This window comes from Planomonospora antibiotica, from assembly GCF_014647955.1.
Classification (GTDB): domain Bacteria; phylum Actinomycetota; class Actinomycetes; order Streptosporangiales; family Streptosporangiaceae; genus Planomonospora; species Planomonospora parontospora.
Map to the genome: position 1 here is coordinate 137,055 of NZ_BMQE01000004.1, position 17,545 is coordinate 154,599.

General features: G+C 73.8%; 13 protein-coding genes. 4 read left to right on the forward strand and 9 right to left on the reverse strand.

From position 1 onward, the window contains the following. Positions 1 to 2: 2 nt before the first annotated feature. From IEZ06_RS05345 to IEZ06_RS05375, 7 genes are all read right to left on the reverse strand, one after another. Positions 3 to 2,447 carry a type IV secretion system protein gene (locus tag IEZ06_RS05345; protein WP_189235518.1) on the reverse strand — a complete coding sequence of 815 codons (2,445 nt, stop codon included), beginning with the start codon at positions 2,445 to 2,447 and terminating at the stop codon, positions 3 to 5. Next, positions 2,444 to 4,936 (reverse strand): ATP-binding protein, encoded by a 2,493-nt coding sequence (locus tag IEZ06_RS05350; RefSeq protein WP_189235519.1) that lies wholly within the window; start codon positions 4,934 to 4,936, stop codon positions 2,444 to 2,446. Before IEZ06_RS05350 ends, IEZ06_RS05345 begins: the two co-directional genes overlap by 4 nt. 117 nt (positions 4,937 to 5,053) lie before the next feature. Continuing rightward, on the reverse strand, positions 5,054 to 7,411 hold the full coding sequence (locus IEZ06_RS05355; protein WP_189235520.1) for a TcpE family conjugal transfer membrane protein: 2,358 nt from the start codon (positions 7,409 to 7,411) through the stop codon (positions 5,054 to 5,056). Positions 7,412 to 7,458: 47 nt separating this feature from the next. After that, complete coding sequence (locus tag IEZ06_RS05360; protein WP_229797818.1) at positions 7,459 to 7,737, reverse strand: hypothetical protein; 279 nt, start codon at positions 7,735 to 7,737, stop codon at positions 7,459 to 7,461. Between the two features lie 163 nt (positions 7,738 to 7,900). Beyond that, entirely contained in the window at positions 7,901 to 8,815 is a 915-nt protein-coding gene (locus IEZ06_RS05365; RefSeq protein ID WP_229797802.1) for a conjugal transfer protein, read from the reverse strand. A gap of 523 nt (positions 8,816 to 9,338) precedes the next feature. After that, a complete protein-coding gene (gene ychF / locus IEZ06_RS05370) occupies positions 9,339 to 10,427 on the reverse strand; it encodes a redox-regulated ATPase YchF (RefSeq protein WP_068901253.1) in 1,089 nt (362 codons plus the stop codon). A gap of 11 nt (positions 10,428 to 10,438) precedes the next feature. Further along, a complete protein-coding gene (locus IEZ06_RS05375; protein WP_189235522.1) occupies positions 10,439 to 11,290 on the reverse strand; it encodes an LppU/SCO3897 family protein in 852 nt (283 codons plus the stop codon). Between the two features lie 134 nt (positions 11,291 to 11,424). On the opposite strand from IEZ06_RS05375, the gene IEZ06_RS05380 reads away from it, so the two are divergent. Beyond that, positions 11,425 to 12,738, forward strand: a complete 1,314-nt coding sequence (locus tag IEZ06_RS05380; RefSeq protein WP_189235523.1) for a DNA recombination protein RmuC — start codon at positions 11,425 to 11,427, stop codon at positions 12,736 to 12,738. 82 nt (positions 12,739 to 12,820) lie between these two features. Continuing rightward, positions 12,821 to 13,357 (forward strand): DUF6542 domain-containing protein, encoded by a 537-nt coding sequence (locus IEZ06_RS05385; protein WP_068901251.1) that lies wholly within the window; start codon positions 12,821 to 12,823, stop codon positions 13,355 to 13,357. A gap of 96 nt (positions 13,358 to 13,453) precedes the next feature. Here IEZ06_RS05385 and IEZ06_RS05390 read toward each other — a convergent pair whose 3' ends face one another. Continuing rightward, positions 13,454 to 14,422, reverse strand: a complete 969-nt coding sequence (locus IEZ06_RS05390) for a 4-hydroxy-3-methylbut-2-enyl diphosphate reductase (protein WP_189235524.1) — start codon at positions 14,420 to 14,422, stop codon at positions 13,454 to 13,456. A gap of 109 nt (positions 14,423 to 14,531) precedes the next feature. Between IEZ06_RS05390 and IEZ06_RS05395 the strand changes: the two genes are divergently transcribed. Together IEZ06_RS05395 and xseA are read left to right on the forward strand one after the other, a co-directional pair. Continuing rightward, complete coding sequence (locus tag IEZ06_RS05395; protein ID WP_189235525.1) at positions 14,532 to 15,632, forward strand: hypothetical protein; 1,101 nt, start codon at positions 14,532 to 14,534, stop codon at positions 15,630 to 15,632. A 26-nt stretch (positions 15,633 to 15,658) separates the two neighbouring features. Next, on the forward strand, positions 15,659 to 16,876 hold the full coding sequence (gene xseA, locus IEZ06_RS05400; RefSeq protein WP_189235526.1) for an exodeoxyribonuclease VII large subunit: 1,218 nt from the start codon (positions 15,659 to 15,661) through the stop codon (positions 16,874 to 16,876). Positions 16,877 to 16,996: 120 nt separating this feature from the next. Here xseA and IEZ06_RS05405 read toward each other — a convergent pair whose 3' ends face one another. After that, entirely contained in the window at positions 16,997 to 17,467 is a 471-nt protein-coding gene (locus IEZ06_RS05405; protein ID WP_189235527.1) for a GNAT family N-acetyltransferase, read from the reverse strand. Positions 17,468 to 17,545: the final 78 nt, after the last annotated feature.

The window sequence follows — 17,545 nt, forward strand, 5'->3', positions numbered from 1 at the left end:
CGTCAGTCCCTGTCCGATCCGGAGGGGCGCAGCCAGAACGGCGTGGGGGCCTCGTCGGCCCGCCGGCCCCGGTCCGACCGGCTCGGCAGCCAGAGCGGGGGCGCTTCGGACGACCTGTCCGCGCCGCCGCTCCTCGACGCGCCGCCGGAGGAACCCCGGGACCCGCCGCCGAAGATGCTCCCGCCCGACCCGGACGAGCCGCGCGAGCCCGAAGAGCCGCGGGACCCGCCGAAGATGCTCCCGCCCGATCCCGACGAGCTCCGGGACCCGCCGTTCCGCGATCCGCCCGAGGAGCCGCGCGAACCCGAGCCGGACGAGCTCCGGGACCCGCCGCCGAAGATGCTCCCGCCGGACCGGCCGCCGCCTCCCGAGGAGGAGGACCTGCCGCCGCCCGACGGCGCCGGCGCCCCCCCGCCGGACCCCGAGCCGCCCCGCGGAGCCCAGCCTCCGGCCCGCCCGCCGAACCAGCCGCCGCCCCCGCCGGACGCGCCGGAGCCGCCCGAACGCGTGGGAGGCGCGCCGCCCGCCGTACGGTTCCCGGAGAGGTTGAGCGGAGGCGCCGCGCCGGGGCGGGCCGTGGTGACCGGGCGGCCCGCGGCGGCCCGCCGCCCGCCCGTCTTGGCCTCGGTGTCCAGCGGCGCGGGCTGCGCGGTGACCGGGACCCTGGCGCCGGAGGGAGTGCCCGCCGCGTCCTCCCGGCCCCGGACCCTGCCCTGGGCGACCGCCGCCGCCGCGCCCGCACCCGCACCGCCGGCGACCGCTGCCGCCTGCAGCAGGGGTTCGGCCTTGCGCATGCCCCACCGGCCCGCCCTGGCCGCCGCGACCGGCGGGAGCACGCCCGCCGCGCGCTGCAGGGTCGGCGCGCTGGCCGCGTCGCCCAGCATGCGGGTGGTGAGGGTGTGCCCGTCCATGGAGGCGAACAGGTGCTGGAACGGCCGCCGGTAGAAGAAGACGGCGATCGTCAGCAGCGCCATGAACATGACCTGCATGCCCCACGGCATCGCCGTGGAGATGATCAGCGCGTAGCCGTACACCAGCACGCCCAGCACGAGGGCCAGCACCGCCTGCCGGAGCAGCGTGCCGACCAGCATCTCCACCCAGCGCATCGCGATGATCCGGCCGGAGCCCGGATGCACGCCGATCAGCAGGAAGACCGGGGCCATGATGAGCAGGAGCAGGAAACCGACCTTGAGCGCCAGCAGGGAGACCGCCACCAGGAAGATCAGCGTCCCGGCGACCATCGCGGCCAGGAGGGCGCCGATCGCGATGCCCAGCCGGTTCGTCCAGTCCTTGCCCTGGAAGAGGAAGTAGACCGGGCTGCTCTCCAGGTATTTGGCCATCTCCTCCACGTAGCGGGCCTGGTGGGCGCTCGTGTTCGGCGTCTGGGCGGCCTTCTGCTCGGTCAGGTCGAGGGCCTGGATGTCCAGCGCCTTCGCGCCGAAGTTCTTCACCGCCGGGGCCTCGGGGTCGGCGGTGCCGAACATGCCCATCAGCCACGGCTTGCAGACGAGGGTCGACCAGAGCGCGTCGGCGTTCTGGTCCACGCTCGGCGTGCCGGTCCGGCCGTAGCCCCCGGGCTGCGCCTGCGGGGCCGTCTCCCCCTTGGCCGGCAGGCACGAGGCCCCGCCCGCGCCGGGCAGGCCGGAGAAGGCCGAGTTGACGACCTCCCCGGTCTTGTCGGTGACGGTCTTGCCCAGCCCGGTGAAGTCGCCGGGGCGGCTGAAGAACCAGACCGCGACGGTGACCGCGAGGACCATCCAGATGACGCCCTCGGCGGTCGTGGTCGCGCGCTTGCGGATCAGCCCGTACCACGCCAGCCAGATCGCGCCGAGGATCACCACCGGCCGCAGGAAGGGCCAGTACATCGCGTCGGAGAGCCGGATCACGATGTCGTCGACGACGTCCTTGATCGCCTCCAGCGGGCCCTCGCTGGCCGCCGCCTGGTAGGTCGTGATGGTCAGCCGGTCCAGCGCCTTGGCCCAGGAGAAGACCGTGTTGGCCCAGGCGTTGCCCAGCACCGCGGCGACGTCGTCGCAGCCGAGTTCGTGGGTGTGCCAGAACAGGCCGCTCATGCCGTAGGTGGCGTAGTTCGTCTGGACGGCCGGGGGCGGCGCGGTGGTCCCGGCGGCCCCGGTGGTCCCCGTGGCCCCGGCGGCCGCGTCCGGAGGCGGCGGCTTGACCAGGCCGTCCACTCCGCCGCCCACCACCTCGGGCGCCAGGTCCGGGGAGAGGTCGCAGGGCGCCGCCGCCGCGGCGACCGACCCGCCGGCCGGGAACGCCAGCGGCAGCGCGGTGAGCGCCACGAACGCCACCAGCGCGACGGCGAGCCGCCGGCCCAGCCGCCGCCCGGCGCCCCCGCCCCTCCCGGTGCCCCCGGCCCGCCGCGCCGCCCGGTCCGCCCGCCGTTCCCTCGCGGAACGCCCCGGTCTCTCGTCGGAGTCCTTCATGACCTCGCCTCCAGCGCCGTAGTCCCCGGCCTGCCGACTCTGCCGCCCTCCGACAGATCGTGCACGTTGTCGTCGGGCTTGTCATGGGTGGGATTGGTGTCGAGCCGTCGCAGCAGCTCACCGGAGACGAGGTCCACCCCGATCCGGCCCGCCCGGCCGTCCAGGTCGCGGAAGACGCACTCGCCGTTGCCCAGGGAGCGCAGCACCGCCTTGTGCTCCTCGGAGGGGTCCACCCCGAGCAGCGCCATCACGTTCTCCACCTCGACCCGCTCGGTGGAGCGGAAGGCGAAGACGGACGACAGGCAGTTCGTCACCTGCTCGTTCAGCAGGTCGCCGGCGTTCTGCGAGACCAGCACGAGCGCGGTGTTGCGCGAGCGGCCCATCCGGCTCACCTCGGGCACCAGCTTGGCGCCCTCCGGGGTGGAGGTGATCGCCCACGCCTCGTCCAGGAAGATCGCCTTCGGGGTCCGCCGGTCCAGGCCGTTCATCAGGCCCCGGGCGAACTGCGCGACGAGGTAGAGCAGGGCCACCGACAGGCGCTGCTCGTAGGAGTAGTCGTCACGGCCGGTGGCGGCGTCCGGCAGGGTCAGCCCGCCGAGGGTGAAGACCGTGGTCCAGCCCTCGGTGTCGATCTGGTCGCCGCCGGAGGGGTCGAAGCAGAGCCGGGCCAGGTGCATCTCCGACATCGAGCGGAGCACCGCGCCCAGGTTCTTGGAGGCGGCGTCCCCGGCCTGCTCCAGGAAGTCGACGACCTTGCCGAGCGAGGGGTCCGGCGCGTTGGAGACCGCCGCGACCGCCTGGATCATCGCCGACTCGCGCTCCTCCGACATGCGCGGAAGCAGCAGCCGCAGGGTCTCGGTGGCCATCGTCTTCTTGGCCGCGAGGTCGTCGCCGAACGAGAACGGGTCGAGCAGTCCGGGCGCGGCCGAGCCGAGCGGGATGATCCGTGCCCTCCTGCCCCGCTCCTGCAGGAGCCGGACCAGGGAGTCGGCGTCGCCCTTGGGGTCGATCACCGCGACCGTGACCCCGCGCAGCGCCATCTGGTAGATCATCAGCAGTGCCAGCGTCGTCTTGCCGCCGCCCGGCTCACCGGTGATCGCGATGGCCGTCGGCCGGTTGCGCGCCGCCGCCACCAGCGGGTCGAAGTGCACGATGCTGCGGGCCCGGCCCAGGGTCTCCCCGATGTACGGTCCCATCCAGCCGGCGTTCGTCTCGTCCACCCGGTCGCCGAGGTCCACGGTGGCCGTGGCCATGCCGCCCGCGATGGTGCGCAGCGGCTGCCGCTGCGCGTAGGCGTTGACCCGGACCCGCTCGCCGGGCAGCGCCTCGCAGAACAGCGAGAACTGGTCGCCGGTGGAGTTGACGATGTCGATGCCCATGTCGCGGTAGTGCTCGACGACCGCCTCGACCCGCTGCACGCAGATCTCCTCGGTCGGCGCGGACACGATCAGCCGGTGCCAGCCGTACACGAAGGGCAGCCGCTCCTTGGTGATGCCGTGCTCCAGCATCCGGGCCGCGTCGATCTGCTCGGCCAGGGCCAGCGGCGCCTCCGCGCCCGCCTCCCGGATGTGGATGTCCATGTCGCGGGCGTGGGCGAGCTTGCGCGCGACGTCCTTGCTGGCCTTGACCGGGGAGATCAGCCGCATCCTGGAGCTGATCTCGACCGGGAAGGGCAGCTGGTCGGCGAAGTGCATCCACGGCTCGCCGTCGGGGAAGGGCATCAGGTCCGGGAACCGGGCGAAGGACAGGTTGGCGACGTAGGACTCGCCGTGCGGCTGCTCGACCCTCAGCAGCGACCTGCCGTTGTGGATCTGCCCCTCGACCAGGGACTCGATCTCGCCCCTGCCCCACCGCCGCTTCGGACTGGCCGAGGGCGGCGGGTCGCCGAGGGAGCCGGTCGCGGCGTGCTGGAAGAGCCAGGCGATCTCGGTGGAGGTGGCGTGCCGGGCGTACAGGGCGCTGGCGGACAGCGCCCGGCCGAGCCGTTCGGCGTGACCGGTCCACTTGGCGACCTCGGCCTTGGGGACGTGGTCGTCCTCCAGGCCCAGGGCCTTCTCCCCGCGCTGGTAGAAGCCGAAGAGCTGGGAGAACACCCCGTCGCCCAGCTGCGCGCCGCGCGGGCCGAGCCGTACGCCGAGGTAGACCTCCTTGGTCCAGAAGTCCTTGGCCCAGACGTGCCGGTACAGCTCCTCGAGGTAGTCGCGCCAGCCGGGGCCCTCGTCGGAGGTGGTGTTGAGCGCCAGCGCCCACTCGGCGGCCGGGTAGGTGCGGTGGGCCACCCGCAGGTGCACCTCGGCGTCCGGCATCCGGATCGCGGCCAGCGCGATCGTGATGTTGGTGGCCAGCGCCTCGCGCTCCTCGGGGGTGATGAACTCGTAGCTCACGGTCGGCAGGCGGAAGTAGGCCCACGCCGAGGAGTCGGTCAGCAGGATCCGGTCGTCGAAGTAACGGACGGCCAGGCGGTTGCGGGCCCGCGACGCGCGGCTCATGCGGCCCCCTTCCCCGGTCGCGCGGGCCGGGGGCCGCCGTGCCCGCCCGCGGCCCCCTCCGCCGTCCGTACGAACCGTTCCCTCACAGGAACATCACGTCTTCTCCCGCCCCGGGTCTCACTGGGCCAGCTCCTCCTCGCTCGTTCGGTTCGTCCGCATCGCTCCCAGTCCGGCCACCACGACCCCGGCCAGGGCGAGGTAGGCCCGGCGGCCCGGCGCCCGCAGATGGGACGGCTCCACCCGCTCGGACCTGCCGGGGGCCAGCTCGTCCTCCCAGGGCACCCGCACGATCGCCCGGCACCTGCCGCGCGCGACCGCCTCGGCCTGCTCCACGTCGGCCATGCTGCGCCGGCTCACCCCGTTGACGACCATGATCGCCCTGCGCCGGAGGTCCGTGCAGCCGTGCCCGTCGAGCCATTCGTACGTCATCGCGACCGCGTCGGCCCCGTCCTCGCTGGCGGGGGCCACCAGGATCAACTGGTCGGCGTAGGGCAGGACGCGTGCGGCCAGTGCCGCGGCCGGGTCCACGACGACCAGCTTGTAGTGGCGGTCCAGCAGGTCCATCGCCTGGCCGAGCCGCCGGTCGGAGAAGAGTCCCCGGTCCGACAGGCGCTGCTCGGCGCCCGCGTCGGTGTCGCTCCCGAGGACCTCCAGGCCGGAGGCGCAGCGGCTGGTGTAGGCGCGCATGCCCAGGTATCCCTGGACCCCGTCCAGGCCCGCCAGCAGGGAGCTCAGCGTCTCGGGCGACTCCCCCCGGACCCGGCCGGACAGGGCGTGCGCGCCGGTGCTGGCGTCGACGGCCAGCACCCGGTCGTCGCGGAGACGGGCGAGCGTGTGGCCGAGCATGAGCGCCGTCGTGGTCTGCCCCGCGCCGCCGGTGCAGCCCAGCACCACCACCCGGCGGCTGCCGCTGAAGACCCCCCTGGCGCGTGCCTCGTCGACCTCCGACCCGTCCGTACGGCTCCCGCTCCCCGGGCCCATCACCACCTGGGCCAGCCGCCGCCAGCCGCCCTCGGAGTCGCGGCCGATGACCGACTCCACCCGGCGGACCTTGGGCTCGGCCTGCCCCGGCGGTGCCGCGGGGGCGGCGGGAGCCGGCGCCGCGGGGGTGGCCTGCGCCGCGGCGGGCCCGGCGGGCACGGCCCGGATCGAGACCCCTCCCGGCACGATCGCCGACCGCTCCTGCGGCCAGGACTTCCACTCGTCCCCGGACCGACGGCCGCCCTCTCGCGGCTCCCTCCCGGAACGCCGGGCCCGCACGTCCTCGACCCGCTCCGGTACGGCCCGCACGTCCTCGACCGGCTCCGGTACGGCCCGCGCGTCCTCGGCCCGCTCCGGTACGGCCCGCACGCTCCGGGCCTGCGCCTCCCCGGACTCCGCGGGCCGCACGTTCCCGGGTCCCACGGCCTCCTCGGACTCCGCGGGCCGCACGTCCCGGGGCCTCCCGGTCTGCGCGGGCCCGACGAACCGCGGCATGATGCGCGGGACGGACGGCCTCCCCCGGCTCCCACCGGGCCCGGCGGGCGGGGCGGGCAGGCCGGAAGCGGTGGACGGAGCCGGCCCGGGCGGCGCCGCGGGCTCGGCCCGCTCGGCCTCCGCGGAGGCGGCGAGCCTGCGCAGGCGTCGCAGTGCCTCGGTGTCGATCGGGGTGGCCGGAGCCTGCTCCGGCGCCGGAGCGGTCGCCGGGGCCTCAGCCTGCTCCGGCGCCGGAACCGGAGCCGGAACGGAGGACGCGGCCGCCACGGGCACCGCGGGCCGTACGGGCGCCTCGGACGGCGAGGAGGGAGCGGACGGCGCAGGCGACGCAGCCGACGCAGCCGACGCAGCCGACGCGGAGGGCGCGGAGGGCGCGGACGCCGTCGGCACGGCGGCGGGGGCCGTTCCGGTGGACGGGACGGGGCGGCCGAGGGCGGGAGCGGTGCCCCTGCGAGGGGCGGCGACCGTACCCCAGGCGACGCGGTCACCGGTGACCGGCGCGGTCGCCGCGGCGGCGGCAGCGGCGGCCACCGCGGGACGGACGGTACGGGAGGCCTCGGCGGCGCGCCTGGACGGCGCGGCGTGGCGGGCCCTGCGCGCGACCTTGACCCGGACCGGCGCGGCCTGCTGGGGAAGCGTCCGCCAGACCCGGCCGACGAGGGTGATCTCCGAGGGCTCCGCCGCGGGGGCCATCCGGCACCAGGTCCGCGGCTCCCCCAGATAGCGCGACTGCGACTGGAGCAGCTCGGTGAGCCGCTTGCCCTCGATCACCGGGCGGGTGGACAGCCACGTCACCACTCCCGGCGGCACCAGGTAGACCACGTGCCAGGGGGCGTCGAAGGGCAGGCCGAGCATCGCGAGCAGGAACGACCAGGGAGCCGTCACCCCCACGAACACACCGATCCAGACGATCGGAAGCGGCATCGGCAGCCGTAGGTCGTACAGCTTGTAGAGCCGCTTCTCGATCCGCCAGATATTGGTATAAGTGGGCAGGTCCATGCGCTCCTCCTCTCCGCCTCTCGTCGTCCGGCCGCCGCCGAGCGGCCTCAGCTCCCCGTGATGCCCAGAGCGCCCGCGATCGCCTTGGCCGTCACCTCGATGATGTTGGGCACGTAGAAGATCACACCGATGGCGATGGCGAGGATGATGAACTGGACGAACCTGGTGATCTCACGGGTGAACAGGAAGAACAGGGCCACCACGGAGACGATGACGAGGAAGAGCGGGGCGAAGAACCGGCGGAGGAAGTCCGCCAGGCCCTCGGTGTTCACACCTGCCGGAGGAGCGGTCGGCTGGCCGGTCGGCTGCTGAGCGAGATCGATCACGCTCAGCAGGATGGTCTTCAGAGTCACTTCTCGTCCTCCGTGCTCACGGTCGCACGCGCCGGGGGGACGCGGGGCCGCGGCGCGTGCGCGCCGACCGCCCCACCACCGGCTCGTCGACCAGGGGGGGTCTGTTCACTGCGGACTGCCACCATTCGATCATGCGTCACCCCACGGACCGTCCGGCGCCCCGGATGCTCTGGACGAACCATTTGTCGCCCTGCTTGACCACGGTGAGGACGTAGGCCTGCTCCAGCCTGCCGCTCACGCCCCCCGGGTCGCTCGGCGTGGGACCGGCGGACGGGCCCGCACCCGCCGGCACCCCCCAGACCACCGTCGCGGTCACCTCCCTGGTGGCGCCGGTGGTCAGCGGCACGAGCAGGTCCTTGAGCTCCAGGAAGGCGAAGGACCCGCCGAACCCCTGGAGCACGGCCCCCTCCGCGGCGTACTGCTGCAGGGAGGCGGTGTCGCTGGCGGCGTAGGCCTTGAAGAAGTTGGCCATGGGCGTGCGCAGCTCCTGCTCCGCGGCCTCGTCGCGGTCGGGCTCGGCCACGGGCGGGAGATCCGCCGGCGTCGGCGCGGGCAGGATGCCCGGACGCCCGGAGACCACGAACCTCCCGGTCTCCTTGTCGTGGAAGACCGGGACCGACAGGAGCTGCCGGCGGTCGTCCGACTGGAACGCCAGCGTCACGACGGCGTTCTCCGCGTCGGCGACCTCTATGCCGTAGGGCTGGATCGCCCCGGCGCTCATCCGCCCGAGACCGTCCCAGCCGAACTGGGGCTCGGCCCCGTCGGGCAGGAAGGGGGCCAGCCGCCCGGCCCGCTCCGCCGTGCGCACGGCGTCGAAGTTCAGGTAGACGGCCGCGAACTGGCTGGCGAAGGAGGTGGCCTTCGTGGTCGGGAATCCCGCGTCGACGGGGACGGGCGCCGCACCCGTGTTCGTGTTTCCGCCGGTGAACCGCTCGAAAGGCGCGCGGACGCCGTTCACCAGGATGACCACGATCAGCGCCCAGAGGATGACGCGGCCGGTCCACACCAGCCAGCGGCCGCCCCCTCCGGACCAGCGGCCGCGGCGCGGCACGCCCCGTCCCCGGGCCGGGGCGGAATCGAGGTCGAGGTCGTCGGACGTCCCCGGGTACGCCGAAAGCTCAGGGTCACCAGCGGTCCGAGGATCCTGCTGGACGATTGACCTTCGAGCCATCACGCCTCCGCTCGCGCCGATCCCCCCGGCCGGCGCGGTGTCGTATTACTCCTGACCCCGTGAGCCATGGTGAAGCGATTACCTTAGCTGCCTCGCCGATTCTTCCAGGAAAACCACGCCCATGCTGCAGTCATCGTATGGACTGAGCAAACCGGGTCTGGAACCGTTCGTACGCCCCCGTCCTCCCCCGCAGGGCGGACAAAGCGCGTTCCTCCTGGCCAGAGCCCATCCCGGTTACCCAAACGCCACCCCTTGCTATCCAAAAAGCGTGCCCACTGTCCCGACCTGCGCATTTGCCGGACAGAACCTCACGGAGTGCGACAAAGCACAGGGCGGGCGCGGTCCTGCCGGACCGCACCCGCCCTGCGGAGACTCCGGCGCCCGGAGGGCTCGGAGCGGACGCTCAGACGTTGAAGCGGAACTCCACGACGTCGCCGTCGCGCATCACGTAGTCCTTGCCCTCGATGCGGGCCTTGCCCGCCTGCCGCGCCGCGGCGATGGAGCCGGCCTCCACCAGGTCGTCGAAGGAGACGACCTCCGCCTTGATGAAACCGCGCTGGAAGTCCGTGTGGATGACGCCGGCGGCCTCGGGGGCGGTCGCGCCCCTGGGGATCGTCCAGGCCCGCGTCTCCTTGGGGCCCGCCGTCAGGTAGGTCTGCAGGCCGAGGGTCTCGAAGCCGACCCGGGCGAGCTGCGCCAGGCCCGACTCCTCCTGGCCGACGGACTGGAGCAGCTCCAGCGCCTCCTCGTCGGAGAGCTCGACCAGCTCGGACTCGATCTTGGCGTCCAGGAAGACGGCCTCGGCCGGCGCGACGAGGGCCGACAGCCGGTCGCGCAGCTCCGTGTCGACCAGTTCGTCGGCGTCGAGGTTGAAGACGTAGAGGAACGGCTTGCCGGTCAGCAGGTGCAGGTCCCGCAGGTCCGCCGGGTCGATCCCGGCGCCCTTGGCCCCGGCGTACAGGGTCGTGCCGCCGTCCAGGAGCTTGACCGCGGCCTCGGCCGCCTCCAGCACGGGCTTGCGGTCCTTGTTGGTCCTCGCCTCCTTCTGCAGGCGCGGGATCGCCTTCTCCAGCGTCTGCAGGTCGGCCAGGATCAGCTCGGTGTTGATGGTCTCGATGTCGCGCTCGGGGGCGACCGCCCCGTCCACGTGGGTCACGTCCGGGTCGCTGAAGACCCGGATGACCTGGCAGATCGCGTCGGTCTCCCGGATGTTGGCGAGGAACTGGTTGCCCCGGCCCTGTCCTTCGGAGGCGCCCTTGACCAGGCCGGCGATGTCGACGAACTCGACCTTCGCGGGCAGGATCCTGGCGGAGCCGAAGATCTCGGCCAGCTTCTCCAGACGCGGGTCGGGCACGCCGACGATGCCCACGTTGGGCTCGATGGTGGCGAACGGGTAGTTCGCCGCCAGGGCGTTGGCGGTCTTGGTCAGCGCGTTGAAAAGCGTGGACTTGCCGACGTTGGGCAGTCCGACGATGCCGATGCTCAGGCTCACGTGACCCGAGTCTACGGGGAGCCGTGCAGTGCCACTCGCCGCAGGCAGGTCACAGGGCGGGGAATCCCCGGCCCGCGCACCCGCAGATAGCGGTCCGAACCCGCCGGGCAGCCGTCGTTGGAGCGGGCCCTGGCCGTCACCCGGGCCCAGGCCTCCGGGGAGCCGCACGGAGCCCTGGTGAGCGCCCGGCGGCTGACCAGCCGCTCCCCGGGCCGCACCACGCAGTCGCCCACGGAGAGCACGCCGCCCCCCTCTCCCAGGCAGGCGACCGCCCGGCCGCCGACGGCGAGCGCGTCGAGCGCGCCGCCCGGGCAGGTCTCCTTCCCGCCGACCACCGCCAGCACCCTGCCGTACCAGCCCCGCGCCGAGCAGGGCAGTTCCCCGCCGCGCAGCGCCAGGCAGTCGCCCGGGCGCAGCACCCCGCCGCCCCGGCCCGGGTCTCCGGCGTGCGGTCCCCGCAGGCTGCGCACGCACGCCGTACGGCCCGCCCGCAGGCTCTGCGGGGCCACCTCGCCCGCCTCCCCCGCCGTCCCCGGCGCGGCCGGGGCGCCGGAGATCATGACCAGCTCGTCCGTCTCGGCGGGGCACTCGGGCACACGGGCGTCCACCACCGAGATGACCCTGCCGTCGGCGGCCGCGCAGGGGACCAGGTCGAACCTGGCGCCCTGCCGGTCGACGCAGGCTCCCCGGCCCCAGGTGAGCGCGGGCGGAGACGTCGCGCCGACGCCCGCCGCCGCCGCGTCCGGCTCCCCACCGCCCTGGCCGGCGATGAGCCCGATCGCCGCGGCGCCGGCGGTGGCGACGATGACGAGCACGGCCCCCAGCGCCGGCGCCATCTTCGGACGTAGGCCATGTGTACTCACGAACTCCCCCTACTTTACGTGTTCACAATGAAACTTTGAGTGATGGAGGGCGTGCGCACAAGCGGAACGGCCCGGCCGGTCCGCTAGGCGTGTCGGCCCGGCCCCGGCCGCCGGACCTGGGATCATCTGCGGGCATGAACGTCATGGCACTCGCCTTCCAGCTCGCCGTGGGACTCGCGGCGGGGCTCGCGATCGGGTTCCTGCTGGGCCGGGCCCGGGCCTCGGCCGGAGCCGCCGACGCCGTCGCCCGCCTGGCCGACGCCGAGGCCCGGGCCAGAGCCGCCGAGGAGAAGGTCGCCTACGTCGAGGAGCAGCTCGCCGAGCGCTTCCAGGCCCTGTCGGCCCGCGCACTCGACGTCAACAACCTGCGCTTCCTGGAGCTGGCCGAGACCCGGATGGCCGCCGGCCGCGCCGAGGCCGCGGGAGAGCTGGAGCAACGCAAGCAGGCGGTCGAGCACCTGATCGAGCCCCTGAAGGACACGCTGGCCCGCGTCGAGGCCCAGCTGCGCGACACCCAGTCGGGCCAGCGGGCCGCCCACGCCGAGCTGGCCCGGCACATCGAGATCGTCAGGGAGAGCAACGACCGCCTCCGCGACCAGACGAACGCCCTGGTGCGCGCCCTGCAGCGGCCCGAGGCCGGCGGCCGGTGGGGGGAACTGCAGCTGCGCAGGGTCGCCGAGATCGCCGGCATGCAGCGGTTCTGCGACTTCGAGGAGCAGGCGAACGCGACCACCGCCGACGGCGCCCTCCGCCCGGACATGGTGGTACGGCTGGCCGGCGGCAAGAACATCGTGGTCGACTCGAAGGTCTCCCTGGCCGCCTACCTGGAGGCCGCCGAGACCGGTGACCCCGACCAGCGCTCCGCCCGGCTCGACGCCCACGCCCGGCACGTGCGCGACCACGTGGACCGGCTGGCGGCCAAGGCCTACTGGCAGGCGTTCAGCCCCGCGCCGGAGTTCATGGTGCTCTTCATCCCGGGGGAGGCGTTCCTGGCCCCCGCGCTGGAGCGCGACCCCGGCCTGCTGGAGTACGCCATGCGCAAGCGGGTCCACATCGCCACCCCCACCACGCTGGTCACCATGCTGCGCACCGCGCAGTACGCCTGGCAGCAGGCCGCGCTCAGCGAGAACGCCCGCGCGGTCTTCGAGCTCGGCAAGGAGCTCTACGAGCGGCTGGGCAGCATGGGGCGCAACCTGGACACGCTGGGCCGCTCGCTGAGCCGGGCCGTGGAGTCCTACAACCGGGCCGTGGGCTCCCTGGAGACCAGGGTCCTGGTGAGCGCGCGCAAGCTGAACGACCTGGGCCTGGTCGACGCCGACCTCGACCGGCCGCAGATGGTCGAGGACCTGCCGCGCACGCTGGCCTCGCCCGAACTGCTGGAAGAAGAGGCGCCAAGCGCGTCCCCCGTCTCCCGCCTGAACGGTAAGTTGGCCGAAGACCTGCTTTGAAAGCCGTTTCCTGAAACCGGGGGGAGCCCCACACTGGAGCCGTGCAGGAGCGGGCGTGAGGGGGGACGGGCGAGGTGATCGCATGAGTGAACGGAACCCGGCATCCGGCATCCGGCTGACCGCACGGGGCGCGGTGGCGTCCGTGCTGGTGTTCACGCTGCTGGGCAGCGTGCTGAACACCGTGCTCGGGCTGCCGGCCGTGGTCGGCCTGGCGTTCGTGGGCGGCTGCGTCGCCGCCGTCTCCCTGGTGAACCCGCGCGACCTGCTCTCGCTCGTGGTCTCCCCGCCGCTGGCCTTCTTCGCCGCCGTACTGCTCGCCGAGGCGGTGCGGTCCCTGACCGCGCCCTCGCCGGCGGCGGCCTTCGGCCTGGGGATCTACAGCTCGCTGTCGCGGGGCGCCCCCTGGCTCTTCGCCGGCTCGGCGCTGGTGCTGCTCATCGCCTGGCGGCGCGGCCTGAACCGCTGCGTCCGCGACCTGCGCGACGAACTGCGCGCCTCCGGACCCGCCGTCCCCCGGCCGCGCGCGGGCGGGGCCGCCGGAGCGGCGGCGGGATTCGCCCCCGAGCCCGAGGGCTACTTCGAGCCCAGGGTGTACGGCTCGCCCCGCGAGGGCCAGTAGCCCCCGCGGGAGCGAGGGTCGGCAGCCCCCGCGGGAGAAGGAGCCCGGACTCCGGGTCCCCCTCGGGAGGAGAAGGAACCCGGGCCCCTCTCCGGCTCAGACCTCGGCGCGCAGGTCCTTGCGGAGCTCGTGCGGGAGGGCGAAGCGCACGCTCTCCTCGACGGACTCGACCTCCTCGACGTCCTCGAAGCCGTGCGCCGCCAGGCGGGCCAGGACCTCGGCGACGAGCTCCTCGGGCACCGAGGCGCCGCTGGTCACACCGACCGTGGTGACGCCCTGCAGCCATTCGTCCCGGATGAAAGAGGCGTTGTCGACCAGGTAGGAGGCGTCGGCCCCGTGGTCGAGGGCGACCTCGACCAGCCGCTTGGAGTTGGAGGAGTTCTCCGAGCCGACGACGATGACCAGCTCGGCCTCGGCGGCGATCTCCTTCACCGCGACCTGGCGGTTCTGGGTGGCGTAGCAGATGTCGTCGCTCGGCGGGTCGATCAGGTTGGGGAAGCGCTCCTTGAGCCGGGCGACCGTCTCGGTCGTCTCGTCCACCGAGAGCGTGGTCTGGGAGAGCCACACCAGCCGGTCGGGGTCCTTCACCCGGACGGAGCCGACCGAGTCGAGGCCGTCCACGAGCTGGATGTGCTCCGGCGCCTCGCCCGCGGTGCCCTCGACCTCCTCGTGGCCCTCGTGGCCGATGAGCAGGATGTCGTAGTCCTGGGAGGCGAAGCGCTTGGCCTCGTTGTGCACCTTGGTGACGAGCGGGCAGGTGGCGTCGACCGTCTTCAGGCGGCGCTGGGCGGCCTCCCGGTGCACGGCGGGCGAGACCCCGTGGGCGGAGAAGACCACGATGGCCCCCTCGGGGACCTCCTCGGTCTCCTCGACGAAGACGGCGCCCCGCGCCTCGAGCGTCTTGACCACGTGGGTGTTGTGCACGATCTGCTTGCGCACGTAGATCGGCGCGCCGTACTGCTCCAGGGCCCGCTCCACGGCCTGGACCGCACGATCGACCCCCGCACAGTAACCGCGGGGCTTCGCCACAAGCACGCGTCGAGTCGCGCGGGTCTTTGAAGTCATGTTCTTATGCTACGTGGAGTATCCATGGGGCCCGTTCACGTGCCTCTTGACCTCACAAAGCACCTTATTGCCGCAATCAGTTGTCCGATACCGTTCTCCAGGAGACGAAATGTCAGTCCCTGATCTCTTCCGCAACGTCGCCGGGAAGGCGAAGGAACTACCGCTCTACGTTCTGCAGACCACCCTGAGCGGAGTCGGCCAGGCGCTGATGCTCGGCGACCGGGTCCGCAGCAGGATCAAGCGCATGGCCGGCGCCGACGGCGATCTCGACGAGGGGCGCCCGTCGGCGTCCGAGCAGGTCGCCGACATCGACGAGCAGGCGGGGACCGCGGAGGAGCGGCCCGCCCGCCGCGAGCCGGTCATCTTCGCCCCCGCGAAGCCCAAGACCGAGACCAAGCCCGAGACCGAGACCGAGACCAAGGCCGAGACCGCCGCCACGGCCGCTTCCGCTTCCGCGCCCGAGGCCGCTGCGGGGAGCGGCACGGAGACCGCCGCGAAGGCCGCCGCGGAGGCCCCGAGCGCCGCGGCCGAGCCGGAGACCGTCGAGCCCGCCGCCGCGACCGCGGAGCCCGCCCGGCCCGAGGCCGCCCCGAAGGCCTCGACCGCGGAGTCCGAGGCCGTTGCGAAGACCGCCGAGCCCGCCCGGCCCGAGGCCGGCTCCAACGGCGGCAGGACCCGGCCCGAGCCGGTCGTCTTCGCCCCCGCGCCCACGGCCGCCGAGCCCGCGCCCGAGCCCGTGATCGCCGTGCCGCCCGCGGTGAAGGTCGAGGTGGCCGAGGTGGAGGTCGAGGTCGAGAAGCCCGACGCCCTCGGTGCCGTCCCGGTCGAGGCGGAGGTCGAGGTCGTGAAGACCAAGCCCGCCGAGCCCGAGCTCGCCAAGTCCAAGACCACCCGGGCGAAGGCCGCGAAGGCCAAGGTCCAGCAGGAGGCCGCGAGCCCCGCCCCCGCGAAGGCCGCCCGGACCTCGAAGCCCGCCAAGCCCGCCGCCGAGCCCGGGACCGCCGCGCCCGCGAAGGCCGGTGAGGGCGTGCCCGCCGAGCCGCTGCCCGGTTACTCCGGCCTGACCGTCGCCTCGCTGCGCGCCCGCATGCGCGGCAAGAGCGCCCAGCAGATCAAGGACATGATCGCCTACGAGCAGGCGACCACGGCCCGCGCCGAGGTCGTGCGGATGTACGAGAACCGCCTCGCGAAGCTGGAGGCCGCCGAGTAGCCGCGCCCGCCCTCTAGGCTTCCCGCATGACGTCGAAGACCACTCCGGAGCAGCCGCTGCCGGTCCGCACCGTCCTGCAGATGGTCGGCGGCTGGATCGGCAGGCTCGGCACCGTCTGGGTCGAGGGACAGATCACCGAGCTGACCGCGCGGGGCGGCACGGTGTTCCTGACGCTGCGCGACCCGGTGGCGAACGTGTCCACCAAGGTGACCTGCCCCCGCGGGGTCTACGAGGCGACCGTCCCCCGCCCGGTGGACGGCGCCCGGGTCGTGATGAACCTGAAGCCCGACTTCTGGGTCAACCGGGGCTCCTTCGCGTTCACCGCGCTGGAGATGCGCCCGGTCGGGGTCGGCGAGCTGCTGGCCCGGCTGGAGCGGCTGCGCCAGGTGCTCGCCGCCGAAGGGCTCTTCGCCGCCGACCGCAAGCGCCGCCTGCCGTTCCTGCCCGGCACGGTCGGGCTGATCTGCGGCCGCGACTCGGCGGCCGAGCGCGACGTGCTGGAGAACGCGCGGCGCCGCTGGCCCGCGGTCCGGTTCAAGGTCGAGCAGGCCGCCGTGCAGGGACCGTACGCCGTGGGCGAGGTCACCGAGGCGCTGCGGCGGCTCGACGCGGACGGCGAGGTCGAGGTCATCGTGATCGCCCGGGGCGGCGGGTCGATGGAGGACCTGCTGCCCTTCTCCGACGAGGCGCTGGTCCGCGCGGTGGCGGCGTGCCTGACGCCGGTGGTCAGCGCGATCGGCCACGAGCAGGACAGCCCGCTGCTCGACCTGGTCGCCGACGTGCGGGCCTCCACCCCGACCGACGCGGCCAAGAAGGTCGTGCCGGACGTCGGCGAGCAGCTCACGCTCGTCCGCCAGCTGCGCGACCGGGGCCGCCGGGTGGCCGGCGGCTGGCTGGACCGCGAGACGGCCTGGCTGACCGCGGTCCGCTCCCGGCCGTCCCTGTCCGACCCGGTCCGCGAGATCGAGCGCCGGGCCGAGCAGGCCGAGCAGTTGCGGGACCGGGCCCGGCGCGCGCTCACCGGCTCCCTGGACCGCGCCCAGGACTCCCTGGTCCACCTGCGCGCCCGTCTGCTCGCCCTCTCCCCCGCCGCCACCCTGGAGCGCGGCTACGCGATCGTGCAGCGCCCCTCCGGCGAGGTCGTACGGCGGGCGGCCGACGTGACCGGAGGCGACGAGCTGACGGTCCGCTTCCCCGACGACCGGATCACGGTCGTCACCGCCAGGAGGGATGCCACCGCGTGAGCGGGCGGGCGGCCGGGTCCCGCCGCGTGGGCGCGTTCCCGGACCGGGAGCGGGACCGGGAAGGGCCCCGCCGGGTGAGCGGGCCGGTCAGGAGAGGTCTCACCGGGGTGAGCGGGCGGATCAGGAGAGATCCCGCCAGGTGAGCGAGGGGTAGCCGTCCTCGACGAAGCCGAGCTCGCGGTAGAGCGGCTCCCCGTCCGAGGTCGCGTGCAGATCCACCTTCCGGACGCCGCCCGCCCGGTACCAGTCCAGGAGCGCGCCCAGGACGGCCCGGCCGTGTCCCCTGCGCCGGTGCCGGGGATCGGTGGTCATCCCCTGGATGTAGCCGTACCTGCCGTCGGGGAGGGACGGTCCGGGGAAGCGGTTGAAGACCAGGCCGATCCCGCAGGAGGCGAGCCCTCCCCCGGGGGCGTCCACCACGTAGACGGCCGTGTCGGAGGTGCCGATCCGCTCGGCGAGGCTCTCGGCGTAGGCCTCCTGCCAGTGCTCGGAGAGCGGGTAGGTCCCGTCCTGGGCCATCCGCTCGGTCAGGATCTCCCGCAGGCGGACCAGCTCGGGGATGTCACCGGGGGTCGCGTCGCGCACACTCACCCCGCCAGTCTTCCAGCCGTCCGGTGGTGCTCCGCCAAGCCGGACCGCCGAGCCGGGCCCTCAGACCGGGACGTCAAG